The following is an 18,625-nucleotide window of genomic DNA, read 5'->3' on the forward strand; positions in this document are numbered from 1 at the left end:
CCTCATGGACATCGACATGACCGACCAGACCACCCGCCTTCCCGTTCGCCGCGCGCTGATCAGCGTTTCGGACAAGACCGGCATCCTCGAATTCGCGCGCGAGCTCGTCGCCCAGGGCGTGGAAATCCTCTCCACCGGCGGCACCTACAAGCTGCTCAGGGACAACGGCGTGGCCGCGGTGGAAGTCGCCGACTACACGGGCTTCCCGGAAATGATGGACGGTCGGGTGAAGACCCTGCATCCGAAGATCCACGGCGGCATCCTCGGCCGCCGGGCCCTCGACGGCGCAGTGATGGACGAGCACGGCATCAAGCCGATCGACCTGGTCGCGGTCAACCTGTACCCCTTCGAGGCCACCGTCGCCAAGCCCGACTGCGACCTCGCCGATGCCATCGAGAACATCGATATCGGCGGCCCGACCATGGTCCGCAGCGCGGCGAAGAACCACAAGGACGTGGCCATCGTGGTCAACGTCGGCGACTACGCCGGCATCGTCGAGGCGCTGAAAGCCGGCGGCCTGACCTACGCCCAGCGCTTCGACCTGGCGCTCAAGGCCTTCGAGCACACCGCCGCCTACGACGGCATGATCGCCAACTACCTGGGCAGCATCGACCAGACCCGCGACAGCCTCTCCACCGAGGGCCGCAGCGCCTTCCCGCGCACCTTCAACAGCCAGTTCGTCAAGGCGCAGGAAATGCGCTACGGCGAGAACCCGCACCAGCAGGCGGCCTTCTACGTCGAGGCGAAGAAGGGCGAAGCGAGCATCGCCAGCGCCGTGCAGTTGCAGGGCAAGGAACTGTCGTACAACAACGTCGCCGACACCGACGCCGCGCTGGAATGCGTGAAGAGCTTCGTCAAGCCGGCCTGCGTGATCGTCAAGCACGCCAACCCCTGCGGCGTCGCCGTGGCCCTGGACAGCGAAGGCGGCATCCGCCAGGCCTACGAGCTGGCCTACGCCACCGACAGCGAATCGGCCTTCGGCGGCATCATCGCCTTCAACCGCGAACTGGACGGCGAGACCGCGAAAGCCATCGTCGAGCGCCAGTTCGTCGAAGTGATCATCGCGCCGAAGATCAGCGCTGCGGCGCGCGACGTGGTCGCCGCCAAGGCCAACGTGCGCCTGCTCGAGTGCGGCGAGTGGCCGGCCGAGCGCAGCGCCGGCTGGGACTTCAAGCGCGTCAACGGTGGCCTGCTGGTGCAGAGCCGCGACATCGGCATGATCACCGCGGACGACCTGAAGGTGGTGACCAAGCGAGCGCCGACCGAACAGGAAGTCCACGACCTGGTGTTCGCCTGGAAAGTGGCCAAGTTCGTCAAATCCAACGCCATCGTCTACGCGCGCAATCGGCAGACCATCGGGGTCGGCGCCGGGCAGATGAGCCGCGTCAACTCCGCGCGCATCGCTGCGATCAAGGCCGAGCACGCCGGCCTGCAGGTCGCCGGCTCGGTGATGGCCTCGGACGCCTTCTTCCCGTTCCGCGACGGCCTGGACAACGCCGCCGCCAATGGCATCACCGCGGTGATCCAGCCGGGCGGCTCGATGCGCGACAACGAGGTGATTGCCGCCGCTGATGAAGCCGGTATCGCGATGGTCTTTACCGGAATGCGCCACTTCCGTCACTGACCGTGGCATGGCCGCGCTGAAGCGCTCGTCTGCGTTGTTGGAGGCCACTTCGCCGATGCTCATTGCCAGGCGGCAACTGCGCTCGTCGAAGCGATCTCCGCCTAGCAGCCAAACGCTCCATCACGGCCCGATAGAACGCTAAATGCTAGAAGCACGATTTTCGTAGGGTGGATAGCGCTTTTCCTATCCACCAAACGGGCCGCAGGCCCGCCTCCTGAAGGAGAACCCCATGAACGTACTGATCATCGGCAGCGGCGGGCGCGAACATGCGCTGGCCTGGAAGGTTGCGCAGGACCCGCGCATCCAGAAAGTCTTCGTCGCCCCGGGCAACGCCGGCACCGCCACCGAGGCCAAGTGCGAGAACGTGCCCATCGATGTGCTGGCCCTTGAGCAACTGGCCGACTTCGCCGAGAAGAACGTGCAACTGACCATCGTCGGCCCGGAAGCGCCGCTGGTGAAGGGCGTGGTCGACCTGTTCCGCGCCCGCGGCCTGGAATGCTTCGGCCCCACCGCTGGCGCCGCGCAACTGGAGGGCTCGAAGGCCTTCACCAAGGACTTCCTCGCCCGCCACCGGATTCCCACCGCCGACTACCAGAACTTCACCGAAGTCGAACCGGCACTGGCCTACCTGCGCGAGAAGGGTGCGCCGATCGTGATCAAGGCCGACGGCCTGGCCGCCGGCAAGGGCGTGATCGTCGCCATGACCCTCGGCGAAGCCGAGGATGCGGTGCGCGACATGCTCGCCGGCAACGCCTTCGGCGAGGCGGGTTCGCGGGTGGTGATCGAGGAGTTCCTCGATGGCGAGGAAGCCAGCTTCATCGTCATGGTCGACGGCAAGAACGTGCTGCCGATGGCCACCAGCCAGGACCACAAGCGCGTCGGCGACGCCGATAGCGGGCCGAACACCGGCGGCATGGGCGCCTACTCGCCGGCCCCGGTGGTCACCGCCGACGTGCACCGGCGCGTCATGGACGAGGTGATCTACCCGACCGTGCGCGGCATGGCCGAGGAAGGCAACGTCTACACCGGCTTCCTCTATGCCGGGCTGATGATCGACAAGGCCGGTCAGCCCAAGGTCATCGAGTTCAACTGCCGCTTCGGCGACCCGGAAACCCAGCCGATCATGGTGCGCCTGGAAAGCTCCCTGGTGCTGCTGGTCGAGGCCGCGCTGGCCAGGGCGCTGGACAAGGTCGAAGCGCAGTGGGACCCACGCCCGACGGTCGGCGTGGTGCTCGCCGCCGGCGGCTACCCGGGCGACTACGCCAAGGGCGACGTGATCGAGGGCCTGGATGCCGCGGCCGCGCTGGAGGGCAAGGTCTTCCACGCCGGCACCGCGCTGAACGCCGCGGGCGAGGTGGTCACCGCCGGTGGCCGCGTGCTCTGCGCCACGGCGATCGGGCACAGCGTGGCGGATGCCCAGCAGCAGGCCTATCGCCTGGCGAAGCAGATCAGCTGGAACGGCTGCTTCTACCGCAGCGACATCGGCTACCGTGCCATCGCACGCGAACAGGCTGACGAATAGCAGCGATCTGCAACGAAAAAGGCGGCCCAGTGGCCGCCTTTTTTCGTAGTGGCGTGGTCAACTACCTGACTATAATCGCGGCAATATCTGAAAGGACCTCGACCGTGACGCGGCTCTGGATCGCCATCGCCTTCATCTGCAGCCTGCTGCCCTGGTATGCCGGTACGGCGTCGGCGCAGGTGGTGGAAACCCCGGCAGCGGCGCTGGCGTCGGACTGGCAGATCCTGATCGACGATTCGGAGCAGCTCAAGCTCGAGGAAGTCATCGCCCAGCGCAGCCAGTTCAAGTCGCTGGGCCGGGAATCCTTCAGCATGCCCGCCGGCGAGCGCGCCATCTGGCTGCGCATCGAAACCCCGGCGCTGACCGACGTCCACTGGCTCTGGCTGTACGCCCCGCGGGTCAAGTACCTCGACTTCTATCGCCTGCGCGACGGCCAGCTGGAGCGCCACGAGCACACCGGCGAATCCATGCCGATGGCGGCCAGCACACTGTCGTCTAACAGCTACCTGTTCGTCCTGCCGAATGACGGCAGCGTGCGCGAAACCTATATCCGCATGACTTCCAGCCACCCGCTGATGGTGTGGCTGAAGACCCTCGACAGCAGCGGCGTGGTCGACCTGGAACGTCCCGCCTACCTGTTCGGCACGCTGTTCGGCGCGCTCGGCCTGCTGATGCTCTACAACCTCTTCCGCCTGGCCAACAACCGCGGCTTCGGCAACCTCTGGCTCAGCGGCTTCCACGCCTTGCTGCTGCTCAATGCGCTGGCCGAGTTCGGCGTGCTCGGCTACTGGCTGCCGAAAACCGGCAGCGGCTACAGCCTGGCGCTCTGCGCGGACATGGCGACGCTGGCCGCCGCCATCTGCCTGCTCGGCTTCATCCATTCGTTCTTCCGCAATACCCGTGTCGGCGAGGGCCTGAACTGGCTACCGATGGCCGGGATCATCGTCATCAGCGGCGTCGCCGCGGTGATCCTGCTTACCCGCGAGCTGTGGTACAGCGGCCTGATCAACCTGCTGATCCTGCTCGCCGCCGCCTGCGCGCTGATCACCGCCGCCTATCACCTGCGCCGTGGCTATCGCCCGGCGCGGCTGGTGGTACTGGCGGCCGGGACCTTCACCCTGGTGTTCCTGGCGCTGACGCCGATGCTCTTCGGCTTCGTGCAGATGAGCCCCGGCTGGCTGGAAATCATCCTGTTCGGCAGCGCCGCGTTCTGCGGCCTGCTGCTCAGCCTGTCGCTCAGCGATCGCCAGCGCCAGTTGAGGGCCGACCGCCTGACCGAGCACACCGCGCTGGCGGTGAGCGGCGCCGAGCTGCGCGCCAAGGCCGAGTTCCTGGCGAAGATCAGCCATGAAATCCGCACACCGATGAATGGCGTGCTGGGCATGACCGAACTGCTGCTCGGCACCCCGCTGTCGGCGAAGCAGCGCGACTACGTGCAGACCATCCACAGCGCCGGCAACGAGCTGCTCGGCCTGATCAACGAGATTCTCGACATCTCGCGCCTGGAGTCCGGGCAGATCGAACTGGACGACGTGCAGTTCGACCTCAACGCCCTGCTCGACGATTGCCTGGACATCTTCCGCGCCAAGGCCGAGCAGCAGCAGGTCGAGCTGATCAGCTTCATCCAGCCGCAGGTGCCGAGGGTGATCAGCGGAGACCCGACGCGCCTGCGCCAGACCCTGCTGAGCCTGCTGGACAACGCCTTCAAACAGACCGACGAGGGCGAAATCCTTCTCGTCGTCGCGCTCGATACCAGCGGCGAGCAGACCCGCCTGCGCATCGCCGTGCAGGACAGCGGCCGGCCGCTGCAGAGCGAAGACCGCGAGGCATTGCTCAACGCGGAACTGCACAGCCGCGACTTCCTGGCCGCGACCCGCGTCGGCGGGCGCCTCGGGTTGATCATTTCGCGCCAGCTGGTGCGCCTGATGCAGGGCGAGTTCGGCGTGCAGAGCGGCGGCCAGCAGGGCAACACCCTGTGGCTGACGCTGCCGCTCGATGCCGAGCGCCTGGAGCAGCCGCCCGCCGACCTGGAAAGCCCGCTGCTCGGCGCACGCCTGCTGGTGGTCGACGACAACGACACCTGCCGCAAGGTGCTGATGCAGCAATGCACCGTGTGGGGCCTGCAGGTCAGCGCGGTGGCCTCGGGCAAGGAGGCGCTGGCGCTGCTGCGCACCAAGGCGCACCTGCGCGACTACTTCGACGTCGTCCTGCTCGATCAGGACATGCCCGGAATGACCGGCCTGCAACTGGCGACCAAGATCAAGGAAGACCCCAGCCTCAACCACGACATCCTGCTGATCATGCTCACCGGCATCAGCAACGCGCCGAGCAAGATCATCGCGCGCAACGCCGGGATCAAACGCATCCTCGCCAAGCCGGTCGCCGGCTATGCGCTGAAGACCACCCTCGCCGACGAACTCGCGCAACGCGGCAAGAGCGCGGCCCCGAGCGAGGCGCCTGACGTGCCGGCGCTGGACGTGCCGAGCGACTTCCGCATCCTCGTCGCGGAAGACAACAGCATTTCCACCAAGGTCATCCGCGGCATGCTGAACAAGCTCAACCTGGAGCCGGACACCGCCAGCAACGGCGAGGAAGCGCTCAGCGCGATGAAGACCAGGCACTACGACCTGGTGCTGATGGACTGCGAGATGCCGGTCCTCGACGGCTTCTCCGCCACCGAGCAACTGCGCGAATGGGAGACCCGGGAGGGCCGCCGGCGCACGCCGATCGTCGCCCTCACCGCGCACATCCTGGTCGAGCACAAGGAGCGCGCGCGCAAGGTCGGCATGGACGGCCACATGGCCAAGCCGGTGGAGCTGTCGCAACTGCGCGAGATGATCCAGCAATGGGTCGGCGCCAGGCAGAGCAGCCATGCCGAAGGCGGCGCGCTGATCGAGTAAGCGTTCCGCGCCGCCAACCCCGCCTTTTTATACTCCTGCCGAGAACCCCCGCATGTCTGCCGCGCTGTTCAGTCTCTACCTCAAGTTGCTGGTGCTCTACAGCCCGTTCTTCGTGCTGTCCTGCTTCATCGGCATGACCCGCGGCTACACGCTGAAAGAGCGCAAGCGGCTCGCCTGGCGCGTCGCCAGCGGAGTGTTCGTCGCCAGCATGCTGCTCTATCTGTTCGGCACGCACATCTTCGTGCTGTTCGGCATCACCATCGACGCCTTCCGCATCGGCGCCGGCAGCGTGCTGTTCATCTCGGCGCTGGGCATGGCCCAGGGCAAATCCGTGGTGCAGAGCGACAACCTGCAGCAGGACGTGACCATCGTGCCGCTGACCATCCCGATCACCGTCGGCCCCGGCACCATCGGCGCGCTGCTGGTGATGGGCGCCAGCCAGCCGCACTGGAACGACAAGCTGCTGGCGGTGGGCGGCATCTTCCTCGCCAGCGTCACCGTCGGCATGGTGCTGTTCCTCTCCGGACGCTTCGAGCGCCTGCTCGGCGAGCAGGGGCTGCAGATCGTCAGCCGCCTGATGGGGCTTTTTGTCTGCGCACTGGCGGCGCAGATCATCTTCACCGGCGTGAAGAACTACCTTTCGCTCTGATTTGGTGCAATCCGGCACCCATGCGTTTTTCACGGTCGCGCGCGCGCACCACGACGGACCGCTGAAAATCGACTACCGCCTGCCTCCCGGAACGACCAAGCCGCTTCAAATCAAGGGTTTGCACGCCTTGGCACGGATGCTGCGATTGCTGCGTTGACGAATTGACGCAGGCGCGAGCCGGGAGCGTCGTTTCGCGAACAACGATGCGCATGGACCCAGCCACGGAGTCGCACCCTAATGAAACGCCGTCCCTTTCTGAAATCCACACTCGCTGCCAGTGCCCTTGTGCTCAGCGGGCTGTTTCCGTTCACCGCACACGCCGCCGACACCATCAAGGTCGGCATCCTGCATTCCCTTTCCGGCACCATGGCGATCTCCGAGACCTCGCTGAAAGACATGGCGCTGATGACCATCGACGAGATCAACGCCAAGGGTGGCGTGCTCGGCAAGAAACTCGAGCCGGTGGTCGTCGACCCGGCGTCCAACTGGCCGCTGTTCGCCGAGAAGGGCCGCCAGTTGCTGACGCAGGACAAGGTGGCCGTGACCTTCGGCTGCTGGACCTCGGTGTCGCGCAAATCGGTACTGCCGGTCTATGAAGAACTCAACGGGTTGCTGTTCTACCCCGTGCAGTACGAAGGCGAAGAGATGTCGCCGAACGTGTTCTACACCGGTGCGGCGCCGAACCAGCAGGCGATCCCGGCCGTCGAGTACCTGATGAGCGAGGATGGCGGCGCTGCCAAGCGTTTCTTCCTGCTCGGCACCGACTACGTCTACCCGCGCACCACCAACAAGATTCTGCGCAGCTTCCTGCACAGCAAGGGCGTCGCCGACAAGGACATCGAAGAGGTCTACACCCCGTTCGGTCACAGCGATTACCAGACCATCGTCGCCAACATCAAGAAGTTCGCCGCCGGCGGCAAGACCGCCGTGGTCTCCACCGTCAACGGCGACTCCAACGTGCCGTTCTACAAGGAACTGGCCAACCAGGGCATCGAAGCCACCGACATCCCGGTGGTCGCCTTCTCGGTCGGCGAGGAAGAACTGCGCGGCATCGACACCAAGCCGCTGGTCGGCCAGCTGGCCGCCTGGAACTACTTCCAGTCCGTGGATAACCCGGTGAACGAGAAATTCGTCGCCGCCTGGAAGGCCTACGCCAAGGCCAAGAAACTGCCGAACGCCGACACCGTGGTCACCAACGACCCGATGGAAGCCACCTACGTCGGCATCCACATGTGGGCGCAGGCGGTCGAGAAGGCCGGCACCACCGACGTCGACAAGGTGCGCGACGCCATGGCCGGGCAGACCTTCGCCGCGCCGGACGGCTACACCATCAAGATGGACGAGAAGAACCACCACCTGCACAAGCCGGTGATGATCGGCGAAGTCCAGGAAGACGGGCAGTTCTCGGTGGTCTGGCAGACCGAAGGCCCGGTGCGCGCCGAGCCCTGGAGCCCCTACATCGAAGGCAACGACAAGAAGCCTGACCACCCGATGAAGAGCAACTGATCCAGGCGCACCCTCTGCAGGAGCGAGCGCGCTCGCCGGCGCCCGTTCCTGCAGCGTCCGTGTTCATTCCGCCCGGCCCACGCTCCCGTGGCCGGGCAGGATGACCGTGATCCGAAGGACACCGATATGCCCTCTGCCGTCCACCGCCTGATCCTGGCCTGCCTGCTCCTGCTCCCCGCAGCGGCGCATGCCGGAGATGCCACCGATTTCGTCGCCGCCAATCCGTCCGCGCAGGCCAGCCTGCTGGAACGATGGGCCGCGCAACCCGATCCGGCCCGCCTGCCGCTGATCGAGGCGCTGCAGGACGGCCGCCTGGCCGCCGACAGCGCGAAAGTCCCGTTCATCGAGGAGAACGGCGCCTTCCGGGCCGCCGAAGGCAATGCCGTACCGGCCGACGCGCCGCGCAAGCTGCGCCTGAACAACCGCCTGCGCGGCCTCGCCAACACCGCCCTGGCCAGCCACCGGCTGCTCGCCGAGGACGCCGGCCTGCGCCTGGCCGCCGCCGAGCAACTGCAGAAGAGCGCTCGCCCGGAGCAACTCGGCCTGCTCAACCAGCGCGTCGCCGCGGAACAGGACGACGCCGTGCGCGATGCCCTGAGCCTGGCGCTGGCCAACCTGCAACTGGTCGACCCGGACCCTGCCGTGCGCCTGGCCGCCGTGCGCCTGCTTGGCGAAACCGGCCAGCCGCTGGCGCGCACGCGCCTCGAAACGCTGCTCGACCCGGCCGTGGAACAGGACGCCGGCGTGCGCACCGCGGCGCAAACCAGCCTGTCGCAGGTCAAACGCAAACTGCTGATCGGCGAACTCATCGGCCAGGCGTTCTCCGGCATGAGCCTGGGTTCGATCCTGCTGCTCGCCGCCCTCGGCCTGGCGATCACTTTCGGGCTGCTAGGGGTGATCAACATGGCCCACGGCGAGATGCTGATGCTCGGCGCCTACTCCACCTACGTGGTCCAGCTGCTGTTCCAGCGCCTGGCCCCCGACGCCCTGGCGTTCTACCCGCTGGCAGCGCTGCCGGTGGCGTTCTTCGTCACCGCGGCGATCGGCATGGCGCTGGAACGCACGGTGATCCGCCACCTCTACGGCCGCCCGCTGGAAACCCTGCTGGCCACCTGGGGCATCAGCCTGATGCTGATCCAGCTGGTGCGCATCGTCTTCGGCGCGCAGAACGTCGAGGTCGCCAACCCGTCCTGGTTGTCCGGCGGCGTGCAGGTGCTGCCCAACCTGGTGCTGCCGTACAACCGCATCGTGATCATCGGTTTCGCCCTGTTCGTGGTGGCGCTGACCTGGCTGCTGCTGAACAAGACCCGCCTGGGGCTGAACGTCCGCGCGGTGACGCAGAACCGCAACATGGCCGCCTGCTGCGGCGTCGCCACCGGCCGCGTGGACATGCTCGCCTTCGGCCTCGGCTCGGGCATCGCCGGCCTCGGCGGCGTGGCGCTGTCGCAGATCGGCAACGTCGGCCCGGACCTCGGCCAGAGCTACATCATCGATTCCTTCCTGGTGGTGGTGCTCGGCGGCGTCGGCCAGTTGGCCGGCAGCGTGCTGGCCGCGTTCGGACTGGGCATCGCCAACAAGATCCTCGAACCGCAGATCGGCGCCGTGCTGGGCAAGATCCTGATCCTCGCGCTGATCATCCTGTTCATCCAGAAGCGCCCGCAGGGGCTCTTCGCGCTGAAAGGACGGGTGATCGATTGATGGCCAGCCCGAACGCTCTCCAGATCGCCAGCGCGCCGCTGAACAACGCCTCGTGCCCCGCCCAGCGCGCGACCGCCATTCAACAAGGACACCGTCGATGAACCAGCCGCTCGCGCTCACCGCCGCGCAGAAAGCCGGCCCGCGCCTGACCCTCGCAGCGCTCGGCGCGGTGCTGGCGATCCTCGTCGCCCTGCCGCTGCTCTCGCTGCTGCCGGCGGACAACCCGCTGCAAGTCTCCGCCTACACCCTGACGCTGGTCGGCAAGATCCTCTGCTACGCCATCGTCGCCCTCGCCCTCGACCTGGTGTGGGGCTATGCCGGGCTGCTGTCGCTCGGCCACGGGCTGTTCTTCGCCCTCGGCGGCTACGCCATGGGCATGTATCTGATGCGCCAGACCGCCGGCGACGGCCTGCCGGCCTTCATGGGCTTCCTCGCCTGGACCGAGCTGCCCTGGTACTGGTACGGCACCTCCAGCTTCCTCTGGTCGATGTGCCTGGTGGTGCTGGCGCCGGGTCTGCTGGCGCTGGTGTTCGGCTTCTTCGCCTTCCGCTCGCGGATCAAGGGCGTGTACTTCTCGATCATGACCCAGGCGCTGACCTTCGCCGGCATGCTGCTGTTCTTCCGCAACGAGACCGGCTTCGGCGGCAACAACGGCTTCACCGGTTTCTCCACCCTGCTCGGCTTCGGCATCACCGCGCCGGGCACCCGCGCGGTGCTGTTCCTCGCCACCGTGGCGCTGCTGGTGACCAGCCTGGCGCTGGGCTGGGGCCTGGCGCGAAGCAAGTTCGGCCGGGTGCTCACCGCGCTGCGCGATGCCGAGAACCGGCTGATGTTCTGCGGCTACGATCCGCGCGGCTACAAGCTCTTCGTCTGGGTGCTGTCCGCCGTGCTCTGCGGCCTGGCCGGCGCGCTCTACGTGCCGCAGGTGGGCATCATCAACCCCAGCGAGATGGCCCCGACGCAGTCCATCGAGGCCGCCGTGTGGGTCGCCCTCGGCGGGCGCGGCACGCTGATCGGCCCGCTGCTCGGCGCCGGCATCGTCAACGGCATGAAGAGCTGGTTCACCGTGGCCTTCCCGGAGTACTGGCTGTTCTTCCTCGGCGCCCTGTTCATCATCGTCACGCTGTTCCTGCCCAAAGGCGTCATCGGCCTGCTGCGCCGCAAGGGAGAACAGTGATGCACGCCACCCCCGGACACTTCATGCTCGAACCCGCCTACGACCCGAACAGCGACGCCGGTACCGGCCGCGATGCGATCGGCCTTGGTCGCGCCTCCGGCCCCGGCCTGGACGTGCGCCACGGCACCCTCCTGACCCTGGAAGACATCAACGTCAGCTTCGACGGCTTCAAGGCGCTGCGCGATCTGACCCTGTACATCGGCGTCGGCGAACTGCGCTGTATCATCGGCCCCAACGGCGCGGGCAAGACCACGCTGATGGACGTGATCACCGGCAAGACGCGCCCGGACAGCGGCCAGGCGTTCTTCGGCGAAAGCCTCGACCTGACCGAGATGAGCGAGGTGGAAATCGCCCAGGCCGGGATCGGTCGCAAGTTCCAGAAGCCCACGGTGTTCGAGGCGCTCTCGGTGTTCGAGAACCTGGAGCTGGCGCAGAACGCCGACAAGTCGGTGTGGGCCAGCCTGCGTGCGCGCCTTTCCGGCGAGCAGCGCGAGCGCATCGAAGAGGTGCTCACCACGATCAAGCTGGACGCCTCGCGCCGGCGTCCGGCCGGGTTGCTTTCCCACGGGCAGAAGCAGTTCCTCGAGATCGGCATGCTGCTGGTGCAGGACCCGCAGTTGCTGCTGCTCGACGAGCCGGTGGCGGGCATGACCGACGCCGAAACCGAATTCACCGCCGAGCTGTTCAAGGGCCTCGCCGGCAAGCATTCGCTGATGGTGGTGGAGCACGACATGGGCTTCGTCGGCAGCATCGCCGACCACGTGACCGTGCTGCACCAGGGCCACGTGCTCGCCGAAGGCTCGCTGGAGCAGGTGCAGGCGGACGAACGGGTAATCGAGGTTTACCTCGGCCGCTGAGCCTTCGGTGCGCATGGCGCACCCTACACGCACGGCCTCCCCGTAGGGTGCGCCGCGCGCAGCGAATGGAATACCGGAGCGTGGATGACGCCGTCTTTCATCCACCGAAACACCACACGGTGGATCGATGAAGCGCGATCCATCCTACGAGACTAAGCCCGGTGCGCAGGGCGCACCCTACGCGCGCTACCAGGCTGAATCCTGGTGCGCATGGCGCACCCTACGCACGGCCTCCCCGTAGGGTGCGCCGCGCGCACCGAATGGAATACCGGAGCGTGGATGACGCCGTCTTTCATCCACCGAAACACTGCAGGGTAGATCGATGAAGCGCGATCCATCCTACGAGACTAAGCCCGGTGCGCAGGGCGCACCCTAAGCGCGCGGCCTCCCCGTAGGGTGCGCCGCGCGCAACGAATGGAACCACCGGGCGAACGACACCGCCCTCCTCTTCAAGGACATCCACATGCTGCAAGTCGACCAACTCCACCAGTACTACGGCGGCAGCCACATTCTCCGCGGGCTGAGCTTCGAGGCGAAGATCGGCGAGGTCACCTGCCTGCTGGGACGCAACGGGGTCGGCAAGACCACGCTGCTGAACTGCCTGATGGGCCTGATCCCGTCCCGTCAGGGCGTGGTGAACTGGAACGGCAAGCCGATCACCGGCTTCAAGACCCACCAGCGGGTCAACGCCGGCATCGCCTACGTGCCGCAGGGACGCGAGATCTTCCCGCGCCTGACGGTCGAGGAGAACCTGCTGATGGGCCTGTCGCGGTTTCCCGGCAGCGAGGCGAAGCGCGTGCCGCCGTTCATCTACGAGCTGTTCCCGGTGCTGGAGGAAATGAAGGCCCGCCGCGGCGGCGACCTGTCCGGCGGCCAGCAGCAACAGCTGGCCATTGGCCGCGCGCTCGCCAGCAAGCCGAGCCTGCTGATCCTCGACGAGCCCACCGAAGGCATCCAGCCCTCGGTGATCAAGGAGATCGGCGTGGTGATCAGGAAACTCGCCGCGCGTGGCGACATGGCGATCCTGCTGGTGGAGCAGTTCTACGACTTCGCCGCCGAGCTGGCCGACCAGTACCTGGTGATGTCGCGCGGCGAGATCGTCCAGCAGGGCCGCGGCGAAACCATGGAAGCCGATGGCGTGCGCGGGCTGGTCGCCATCTGAGTTTTCCCGTAGGTTTGTCCTGCTCGACCCGGCGCCCGCAAAGAACCCGCGCGGCGCTCTGGCCCACGCTTCACCGCCCTCCCACACTGCAAAGAAGCGCATGAACGCAACCCTCGCCCCCGCCCTCTTCACCCCCAGCTGGCACGCCGAACTGGAGCTGGGCTATGCGCGCACCGGCGACGCCACGCGCCCGGTGATGCGCCGCCACGCCGGCCCGCTGCGGGTGCAGAAGCACCTGTATGCCGAAGGCCCGGAAGTCTGCCAGCACATCATCGTCCACCCGCCGGGCGGTATCGCCGGCGGTGATCGCCTGGACATCCGCGCCAGCGTCGGCGAGGGCGCCTGGGCGCAGCTGACCAGCCCCGGCGCCGCCAAGTGGTACCGCGCGGCCGGCACCGCCCACCAGGACCTGCACCTGCGGGTGGAAGCCGGCGCGACCCTGGAGTGGTTGCCGCAGGAGACCATCGTCTACTCCGGCGCCCGCGCCGAACTGAGCACGCGCATCGAGCTGAACGGCGACGCGCGGCTGTTCTACTGGGACATGGTCGCCCTCGGCCGCCCGGCCGCCGACGAACGCTTCGCCGAGGGCCACTTCCAGGCGCGCCTGGACATCCTGCGCGACGGCCAGCCGCTCTGGCACGAACGCCAGCGCGTGACCGGCGGCGACGGCCTCCTCGATTCGCCGATCGGCCTCGACGGCCAGCCGGTGTTCGCCACCCTGATCGTCACCGGCGAGATCGACGCCGAATTGCTCGAACGCTGCCGCGACCTGCCTTCGCGCGTGCGCGGCGACCTCACCCAACTGCCCGGCCTGATCGTTGCACGCTGCCTGGCCCACGAAGCGCTGCACGCCCGCGCCTGGCTGATCGACCTCTGGCGCCTGTTGCGCCCGGCGCTGCTCGGTCGCACGGCCGTTCCCCCTCGAATCTGGAGCACCTGATGGACCTTTCACCGCGCGAAAAAGACAAGCTGCTGATTTTCACCGCCGGGCTGGTGGCCGAACGCCGCCTGGCCCGTGGCCTGAAGCTCAATTACCCGGAAGCCATGGCGCTGATTTCCGCCGCCCTGCTCGAAGGCGCGCGCGACGGCCGCAGTGTCGCCGAGCTGATGCACTTCGGCACCACCCTGCTGAGCCGCGACCAGGTGATGGAAGGCGTGCCGGAAATGATTCCGGAAATCCAGGTGGAAGCGACCTTCCCCGACGGCACCAAACTGGTGACCGTGCACCAACCCATCGCCTGATCGAAGGACGACCGCCGTGATCATCCGAGACGCCCTCGATGCCGACCTGCCCGGCATCCGCGACATCTACAACGACGCCGTGGTCAACACCACGGCGATCTGGAACGACTACGCCGTCGACCTCGACAACCGCCGTGCCTGGCTGGCCGATCGCGCCGCCCTGGGTTTCCCGGTACTGGTCGCGGTGGACGCCGACGACAACGTCCTCGGCTACTCCAGCTATGGCACCTGGCGCGCCATCGACGGTTTCCGCCATACCGTCGAGCACTCGGTCTACGTGCGCAGCGACCAGCGCGGCCAGGGCCTCGGGCCGAAGCTGATGCAGGCGCTGATCGAACGCGCGCGCGAATCCGGGCTGCACGTAATGGTCGCCGCCATCGAGAGCGGCAACGCCGCCTCGATCCGCCTGCACGAGCGCCTCGGCTTCGTCACCACCGGGCAGATGCCGCAGGTCGGACAGAAGTTCGGCCGCTGGCTCGACCTCACCTTCATGCAACTCCTCCTTTCCCCCGCTACGGAGCAGCCCGAATGATCCCAGGCGAATACCAGATCCAGCCCGGCGAGATCGAAATCAACGCCGGCCGCCGCACCCTCAGCCTGAGCGTCGCCAACAGCGGCGACCGGCCGATCCAGGTCGGCTCGCACTTCCACTTCTTCGAGACCAACGACGCGCTGACCTTCGACCGCGCGGCCAGCCGCGGCATGCGCCTGAACATCCCGGCCGGCACCGCGGTGCGCTTCGAGCCGGGGCAGAGCCGCGAGGTCGAACTGGTCGAACTGGCCGGCCAGCGCCGCGTGTTCGGTTTCGCCGGACGGGTGATGGGCGAGCTGTAAGCCGCCAAGGATTCGTAGGGTGCGCCGTGCGCACCAGAGCCAATCGCGGTGCGCACGACGCACCCTACAGGACACCTGCTAATGAAGATTTCCCGCCAAGCCTACGCCGACATGTTCGGCCCCACCGTCGGCGACAAGGTGCGCCTGGCCGACACCGACCTGTGGATCGAAGTGGAGAAGGACTTCACCACCTACGGCGACGAAGTGAAGTTCGGCGGCGGCAAGGTGATCCGCGACGGCATGGGCCAGAGTCAGCTGAACGCCGCCGACGTGGTCGACACGGTGATCACCAACGCGCTGATCATCGACCACTGGGGCATCGTCAAGGCCGACGTCGGCCTCAAGGACGGCCGCATCGCTGCCATCGGCAAGGCCGGCAACCCGGACATCCAACCCGACGTGAGCATCGCCATCGGCGGCGCCACCGAGGTCATCGCCGGCGAGGGCATGATCCTCACCGCCGGCGGCATCGACAGCCACATCCACTTCATCTGCCCGCAGCAGATCGAAGAAGCATTGATGAGCGGCACCACCACCATGATCGGCGGCGGCACCGGTCCGGCCACCGGCACCTACGCCACCACCGTGACCCCCGGCCCATGGCACATGGCGCGGATGCTCCAGGCCGCCGACGCCTTCCCGATGAACATCGGCTTCACCGGCAAGGGCAACGTCTCGCTGCCCGAGCCGCTGATCGAGCAGGTCAAGGCCGGCGCCATCGGCCTCAAGCTGCACGAGGACTGGGGCACCACGCCGGCGGCCATCGACAACTGCCTGTCGGTCGCCGACCAGTACGACGTGCAGGTGGCGATCCACACCGACACGCTGAACGAATCCGGCTTCGTCGAGACCACGCTGGGCGCATTCAAGGGCCGCACCATCCACACCTATCACACCGAGGGCGCCGGCGGCGGTCACGCGCCGGACATCATCAAGGCCTGCGGCTTCCCCAACGTGCTGCCCAGTTCGACCAACCCGACCCGGCCGTTCACCCGCAACACCATCGACGAGCACCTGGACATGCTGATGGTCTGCCATCACCTTGACCCGAGCATCGCCGAGGACGTCGCCTTCGCCGAAAGCCGCATCCGTCGCGAGACCATCGCCGCCGAGGACATCCTCCACGACCTCGGCGCCTTCAGCATGATCAGCTCCGACAGCCAGGCCATGGGCCGCGTCGGCGAGGTGATCACGCGCACCTGGCAGACCGCCGACAAGATGAAGAAGCAGCGCGGCGCGCTGCCCGAGGACGGCGCCGGCAACGACAACTTCCGGGTCAAGCGCTACATCGCCAAGTACACCATCAACCCGGCGATCACCCACGGCATCAGCCACGAGGTCGGCTCCATCGAGGTCGGCAAATGGGCCGACCTGATCCTCTGGCGCCCGGCGTTCTTCGGCGTCAAGCCGACGCTGATCCTCAAGGGCGGGGTCATTGCCGCCAGCCTGATGGGCGACGCCAACGCCTCGATCCCGACCCCGCAACCGGTGCACTACCGGCCGATGTTCGGCAGCTACGGCGGCTCGCTGCACGCCAGCAGCCTGACCTTCATCAGCCAGGCCGCCGCGGACGCCGGCGTACCGCAGCAACTCGGCCTGCAGAAGAAGATCGGCGTGGTCAAGGGCTGCCGCGCGGTGCAGAAGAAGGACCTGATCCATAACCACTATACGCCGAGCATCGAGGTCGACCCGCAGAACTACCAGGTCAAGGCCGACGGCCAGTTGCTCTGGTGCGAGCCGGCCGACGTGCTGCCGATGGCCCAGCGCTACTTCCTGTTCTGAGGCCCGCGACCACGACCGCCCCATGTCGGTCGTGGTCCGGCGCCGCCGCGCAATCGCTCGCCAGCCGAACGCTTGCGTCCCGTCGGGTTCTGTATCTGTGCAGGTTATTTCCTGGACCCCACGAACGGACGGAGAAAAACAATGACCCTCAAATACGCTCTCGCCGCCACCGCCCTGGCCTTTTCCGGCATCACCTTCGCTGCGCCACCCGCGATGGAGAAGGGCGGCATGCTGGTCGATGCCAAAGGCATGACCCTGTACACCTACGACAAGGACACCAAGGACATCTCCAAATGCAGCGGCCCCTGCGCGGAAAACTGGCCTCCGCTGATGGCCGATGCCGACGCCAAGCCCGATGGCCAGTGGACCCTGGCCAAACGCGAGGACGGCACCCTGCAGTGGGCCTACGCCGACAAGCCGCTGTACACCTTCGCCAAGGACAAGCCGGGTGAGATGAACGGCGATGGCAAGGGCGGCGTCTGGCACATGGCCAAACCCTGACGTCCACACCGCGCCGGGCACTTTTCGCCGGCCCGGCGCACCCATCCGCCCCCTCACGAAGCGAGCCGCCATGAGCAACCTCTACGAAATTCCCGTCACCTCCATCGATGGCACCGCGCAGACCCTCGAACCGTACAAGGGCAAGGTGCTGCTGGTGGTCAACGTTGCCTCCAAGTGCGGGCTGACGCCGCAGTACGAAGGCCTGGAAAAGCTCTACGAGAGCAAGCATGCCGCCGGCCTCGAAGTGCTCGGTTTCCCGGCCAATGACTTCCTCGGCCAGGAGCCGGGCAGCGACGAAGAGATCAAGGCGTTCTGCAGCCTGACCTACGACGTGAAATTCCCACTGTTCGCCAAGATTTCCGTGGTCGGCGATGGCCAGCACCCGCTGTACCAGGCCCTCACCCGCGCGCTGCCGGACGCCACCGGCGAAGGCCCGATGCGGGAAAAACTCAAGGGCTACGGCATCCAGGCCAATCCGGTGCCAGAGGTGCAGTGGAACTTCGAGAAATTCCTCATCGGTCGCGACGGCCGCGTCGCCGCCCGCTTCGCACCCGACGTCACCGCGGACGACCCACGCCTGGTCGAAGCCGTGGAAGCGGAACTGGCGAAATCCGCCTGATCCGCACGGCGGGCGAGCCAGGCTCGCCCGCCGCCATTTCTGTATACACAAACACACAGTAAAGACCGCATTGTCGGATCAACGACAATCAAGGCGGTCTTTTCCTGCATTAATAAAAATACATTTAACCTATAAAATCATAGGCTTGAATGGAAACAGGAAAGCTGGAAGCGTTCTTGCTCTGTCCGTGACGCTCAACCGGGCGCATCGGGAATTCGCTATATAGACGCCTACCCAGGCGAGTGCGAATCGGCACCCTGCATCATCCAGAACTCGTCGACCGAGCGATCCGCCACAGAGCCGGACGCGAGGCGGGCGGTGACGATGCAGACACCGCCTTCCCCTTGCGCCCCGAGCCCACACTCACGACATCGCAACGGAGCGCACCCATGAAGATCCAATCCCTCAGCGCAGCCATCGCCCTCGGCCTGCTGACCCAGCACGCCACGGCCGCCGGCTTCATCGAGGACAGCAAGGCCAGCCTCGGCCTGCGCAATTTCTATTACGACCTGAACACCAAGAACACCGCCGACAACCGGGCCGAGGCCAACG

Annotated in this window: 16 protein-coding genes and 1 pseudogene; all 17 read left to right on the forward strand. The window is 66.7% G+C overall.

Annotated elements, in window-relative coordinates:
* The first annotated feature begins 16 nt into the window (after positions 1 to 16).
* Positions 17 to 1,624, forward strand: coding sequence for a bifunctional phosphoribosylaminoimidazolecarboxamide formyltransferase/IMP cyclohydrolase (gene purH, locus B3E91_RS11665; RefSeq protein WP_287029560.1), 1,608 nt, complete (start codon positions 17 to 19; stop codon positions 1,622 to 1,624).
* A 229-nt stretch (positions 1,625 to 1,853) separates the two neighbouring features.
* Positions 1,854 to 3,146, forward strand: a complete 1,293-nt coding sequence (gene purD, locus B3E91_RS11670) for a phosphoribosylamine--glycine ligase (protein WP_287029561.1) — start codon at positions 1,854 to 1,856, stop codon at positions 3,144 to 3,146.
* Positions 3,147 to 3,250: 104 nt separating this feature from the next.
* Positions 3,251 to 6,046: a hybrid sensor histidine kinase/response regulator gene (locus B3E91_RS11675; RefSeq protein WP_287029562.1), complete on the forward strand. Its 2,796-nt coding sequence runs from the start codon at positions 3,251 to 3,253 to the stop codon at positions 6,044 to 6,046.
* A gap of 52 nt (positions 6,047 to 6,098) precedes the next feature.
* Positions 6,099 to 6,695, forward strand: a complete 597-nt coding sequence (locus B3E91_RS11680; RefSeq protein WP_090223905.1) for a MarC family protein — start codon at positions 6,099 to 6,101, stop codon at positions 6,693 to 6,695.
* Between the two features lie 237 nt (positions 6,696 to 6,932).
* On the forward strand, positions 6,933 to 8,201 hold the full coding sequence (gene urtA / locus B3E91_RS11685) for an urea ABC transporter substrate-binding protein (protein ID WP_090223907.1): 1,269 nt from the start codon (positions 6,933 to 6,935) through the stop codon (positions 8,199 to 8,201).
* Between the two features lie 126 nt (positions 8,202 to 8,327).
* On the forward strand, positions 8,328 to 9,899 hold the full coding sequence (gene urtB / locus B3E91_RS11690) for an urea ABC transporter permease subunit UrtB (protein ID WP_090223909.1): 1,572 nt from the start codon (positions 8,328 to 8,330) through the stop codon (positions 9,897 to 9,899).
* Positions 9,900 to 9,996: 97 nt separating this feature from the next.
* Positions 9,997 to 11,076, forward strand: a complete 1,080-nt coding sequence (gene urtC / locus B3E91_RS11695) for an urea ABC transporter permease subunit UrtC (protein WP_287029564.1) — start codon at positions 9,997 to 9,999, stop codon at positions 11,074 to 11,076.
* A complete protein-coding gene (gene urtD / locus B3E91_RS11700) occupies positions 11,076 to 11,933 on the forward strand; it encodes an urea ABC transporter ATP-binding protein UrtD (RefSeq protein WP_287029566.1) in 858 nt (285 codons plus the stop codon). Before urtC ends, urtD begins: the two co-directional genes overlap by 1 nt.
* Positions 11,934 to 12,396: 463 nt before the next feature.
* Positions 12,397 to 13,095 (forward strand): urea ABC transporter ATP-binding subunit UrtE, encoded by a 699-nt coding sequence (urtE, locus tag B3E91_RS11705; RefSeq protein ID WP_287029567.1) that lies wholly within the window; start codon positions 12,397 to 12,399, stop codon positions 13,093 to 13,095.
* A 100-nt stretch (positions 13,096 to 13,195) separates the two neighbouring features.
* The gene (locus B3E91_RS11710) at positions 13,196 to 14,035 is read left to right on the forward strand and encodes an urease accessory protein UreD (RefSeq protein ID WP_287029568.1); all 840 of its coding nucleotides are present in this window, start codon (positions 13,196 to 13,198) and stop codon (positions 14,033 to 14,035) included.
* Positions 14,035 to 14,337 carry an urease subunit gamma gene (gene ureA, locus B3E91_RS11715; RefSeq protein WP_273228953.1) on the forward strand — a complete coding sequence of 101 codons (303 nt, stop codon included), beginning with the start codon at positions 14,035 to 14,037 and terminating at the stop codon, positions 14,335 to 14,337. Before B3E91_RS11710 ends, ureA begins: the two co-directional genes overlap by 1 nt.
* A gap of 16 nt (positions 14,338 to 14,353) precedes the next feature.
* Positions 14,354 to 14,869: a GNAT family N-acetyltransferase gene (locus B3E91_RS11720; protein ID WP_287029569.1), complete on the forward strand. Its 516-nt coding sequence runs from the start codon at positions 14,354 to 14,356 to the stop codon at positions 14,867 to 14,869.
* Positions 14,866 to 15,171, forward strand: coding sequence for an urease subunit beta (locus B3E91_RS11725; RefSeq protein ID WP_282338660.1), 306 nt, complete (start codon positions 14,866 to 14,868; stop codon positions 15,169 to 15,171). The genes B3E91_RS11720 and B3E91_RS11725 overlap by 4 nt, the downstream gene beginning before the upstream one ends.
* An 81-nt stretch (positions 15,172 to 15,252) precedes the next feature.
* On the forward strand, positions 15,253 to 16,953 hold the full coding sequence (gene ureC / locus B3E91_RS11730) for an urease subunit alpha (RefSeq protein ID WP_287029570.1): 1,701 nt from the start codon (positions 15,253 to 15,255) through the stop codon (positions 16,951 to 16,953).
* Positions 16,954 to 17,094: 141 nt separating this feature from the next.
* Positions 17,095 to 17,454: a hypothetical protein gene (locus B3E91_RS11735; RefSeq protein ID WP_282338658.1), complete on the forward strand. Its 360-nt coding sequence runs from the start codon at positions 17,095 to 17,097 to the stop codon at positions 17,452 to 17,454.
* A 70-nt stretch (positions 17,455 to 17,524) separates the two neighbouring features.
* Positions 17,525 to 18,073: a glutathione peroxidase gene (locus B3E91_RS11740; protein ID WP_287029574.1), complete on the forward strand. Its 549-nt coding sequence runs from the start codon at positions 17,525 to 17,527 to the stop codon at positions 18,071 to 18,073.
* A gap of 389 nt (positions 18,074 to 18,462) precedes the next feature.
* Positions 18,463 to 18,625, forward strand: a pseudogene (locus tag B3E91_RS11745) (outer membrane porin, OprD family); the annotation flags it as partial.

The sequence above is a fragment of the Pseudomonas sp. UBA6310 genome, from assembly GCF_002438225.1.
In the GTDB taxonomy this organism is placed as follows: Bacteria; Pseudomonadota; Gammaproteobacteria; order Pseudomonadales; family Pseudomonadaceae; genus Pseudomonas_O; species Pseudomonas_O kuykendallii.